General features: G+C 42.8%; 2 protein-coding genes. Both read left to right on the forward strand.

The window, feature by feature from the left end; genetic code table 11:
• The first annotated feature begins 376 nt into the window (after positions 1–376).
• Positions 377–1,567 carry a phosphoserine phosphatase SerB gene (serB, locus tag ACT3SX_RS14505; protein WP_192519732.1) on the forward strand — a complete coding sequence of 397 codons (1,191 nt, stop codon included), beginning with the start codon at positions 377–379 and terminating at the stop codon, positions 1,565–1,567.
• 213 nt (positions 1,568–1,780) lie between these two features.
• Positions 1,781–2,782, forward strand: a complete 1,002-nt coding sequence (locus tag ACT3SX_RS14510; RefSeq protein WP_192519731.1) for a DUF368 domain-containing protein — start codon at positions 1,781–1,783, stop codon at positions 2,780–2,782.
• The last annotated feature ends 279 nt before the right edge of the window (positions 2,783–3,061 follow it).

A 3,061-nucleotide genomic window follows, 5' to 3' on the forward strand; every position in this document is an offset into this window, starting at 1 on the left:
AATTAAAAAACAAGGCTATCGCTCATTTTTTGGCTAATTTTAAAAAATGATGCAGCATACATATTTATAACGGACACAGGCATAAAATGTTCGTTATAAATGATACGTTAATAAACTGGTGCATACTGAACGAGCTATGACTGATAACTTTATCATGAATACAGTCCGCTATCCTCTCTACTATATCACCATAACCAGTCTTATAGCGTTAGCAGCTTTATAATTTTATGATAATAGCATTCAATTTTAAATGCTTCTTTATCTATTACAGCCGTTTTCCAGACACCTTAATACTTTGCGTGTCCTCTATAGGCGCTGCCAAGGAAAACTGCTATTATTCCCAATCTTATATGAGCATACAAGGGACAATTGAGCCATGCCAAACAATACATCTTATTCGTTACCAAAAGACAGCAAAGCATGGCAACAAGCCGTTGATTCTATTGCGTCTCTCTTACCTAGCGATACCAATTTACATGACTTTGACGCGTTACAGTCACTACCTGTTTTCGCCCTGATTGTGGTGCTACCGACTAAAATATCAACCCTTGATATTCATCAATATGTGCAATCATGGGTCGATGAGCAGCCAAACTGGCATCTGGTCACTGTTGCTGAAGACAGCGATGCAAGCTTTGTCAATATTAGTGTTTCTGACATAGAGCCAACAGCAAAAAATGCACAGCGTTTACCATTTACGCAGTCACAAGTATTTCGCTATCTGCTAGTACCAGTCACTGACACATTAATGCACCCTGCCAAAAAAACCGCCGCCGCTCATATCATTGACGATCAGCTGACCGCACGTTTACGTCATGATTTGGCTGAAGAATATAAAAACACTCGCAGTGCCGATAGCGCAGATAACGTAGATGTCGTCGACTGTCATATTTTATCCGTCGGTCATATGCTACGTACCCATAAGCTTGCCTGTTTTGATATGGATTCTACTTTAATCGAGCAAGAAGTCATCGTCGAACTAGCCAAAACGGCAGGTATCGGTGACAAAGTCGCTGCCATCACCGAATCAGCAATGCGCGGCGAAATCGATTTTGACGAATCTTTTGCCCAACGTGTGGCGTTGTTAAAAAACATCCCAACTGACGTGCTCGATAATATCTGTAACCACTTAACAATATCACCAGGTGCTCGTACCACCATCAGTGCACTCAAAACTTTGGGCTATCACACGGTATTGGTATCAGGTGGCTTTACTTATTTTGCCCGTTATATCGCAGAGCAATTGGGGATTGATGAAGTACATGCAAACTTCTTAGATATTGAAGAAGGTAAAGTCACTGGTCATGTTCAGTTGCCTATCGTAAATGGTGCCAAAAAAGCGGCGATCGTCGAACACACAGCAGAGCGTTTAGGCATAGATATGTCGCAAGTTGTCTGTATTGGTGATGGTGCGAATGATTTACCAATGATGGCCATCGCTGATTTAGGTGTTGCCTATCATGCCAAACCTATTGTCCAAGCACGTGCCGATTCTGCTATCAATGTGACTGGACTTGAAGGCACGCTTTATGCGCTTGGCTATCCAGCACTTGCTCCTGCTGAATAAATGCCAAATGCTTACAATCACGCTCACATTCATATAAAAAGCTAGGTTAATGTTTTATCATTAATCTGGCTTTCGTGCTGTGTTGCTATCGTTCAAACCAATATTCTAATAGCTTTATCTTTAGATTTATAGCTTGAACACAACTATGGCTATCTACTCCCCACGCTTACTTTTTATCACCAACACTTATTTCAAAATAATCAAGGATTGTCCATGACGGCATCACCATCACCGCGACCAAGCGAGTCGTCAGCCTCTCAGCCATTGGATACCCATGCGACTGCTACCGATAGTCCAAAAGCACTGTTAGGTGTGTATATCAAAGGAATAGCGATGGGCGCAGCGGATATCGTGCCTGGCGTCTCTGGCGGTACCATCGCACTGATTGCTGGCGTTTATGAGCGTCTGATTAACGCTCTCGGTAGCATCGGTCCCAATCTGTGGCAGATATTCCGACAAGAAGGTGGTGTCAAGGGCCTGTTTGCTGTGTGGCGGCAGGTTGATGCGACATTTTTATTATGCTTGTTGCTCGGTATCGCCACCAGTTTTGCCACTTTAGCAGGCATTATCAAGCACCTATTAGATAACCAGCCGTTACTAATTTGGTCGTTCTTTTTTGGACTGGTCGTCGCCACCATCTTTATATTATTAAGCGAGATTAAACGATGGAATATAAGCCGAGCGCTGCTGTTTGCAGCAGGTCTCGTTAGTGCTGTGGTTATTAGCAGTTTGCCGTTGCTATCCACCACACCAAGCTTAGCTTATTTGTTTTTTGCAGGAGCAATTGCGATTTGTGCCATGATATTACCAGGGATATCCGGCTCCTTTATCCTCTTATTACTAGGTGCTTATGACGCTGTATTAGAAGCGGTACACACCCTTAATTTCACAGCCATTTTCACAGTTATGGCAGGAATGCTCACTGGACTACTACTATTTACCCACGCACTCAAATGGCTGCTATCTCGCTATTATCAAGCAATGTTGGCACTGCTCACAGGCTTTATCGCAGGATCCTTGGTGAAGATATGGCCATGGAAAGTAGATGCCTTAAACACACTTGATAGTGAGACCGTCGTCAATGTGATGCCATGGCACTACCCTACAGGTGCGCATTGGCTCACAACACTGGGACTGATGGTATTAGGTGCTGTCTTGGTATCGTTTATCTCTTGGTGGGGTCGTTATAACAATCATCATAACAACGATGTTTAGTCGCCATTAAACACACAAAACCTCTCACGAATCGGCACACGTGAATGTCGCCTTACGTTTAGAAAAAACCGCTATTCTTTCTCAAAATAAGCGCCTATCCTTATGGCGCTTAGTCTCAGACCCCATCTTAGCAAACCATTAAATAGACTAAAAAACCAAACGTCATCGGTTGTCGCAAAGTGACCTTTACCCTCTTCAGCTTTGCTCAGTAAACTTTCATAATAGTCTTATTGGAATTCACCTTATGAATAGCGAGATGAATGATGTTATTGACTATAT

Source organism: Psychrobacter sp. AOP31-B2-9 (assembly GCF_052378005.1).
Taxonomy (GTDB): Bacteria; Pseudomonadota; Gammaproteobacteria; order Pseudomonadales; family Moraxellaceae; genus Psychrobacter.

Excerpts from the sequence above, each read along its gene's own strand:
- serB (WP_192519732.1), top strand. The coding sequence starts at position 377 with ATGCCAAACAATACATCTTATTCGTTACCAAAAGACAGCAAAGCATGG.
- ACT3SX_RS14510 (WP_192519731.1), top strand. The coding sequence starts at position 1,781 with ATGACGGCATCACCATCACCGCGACCAAGCGAGTCGTCAGCCTCTCAG.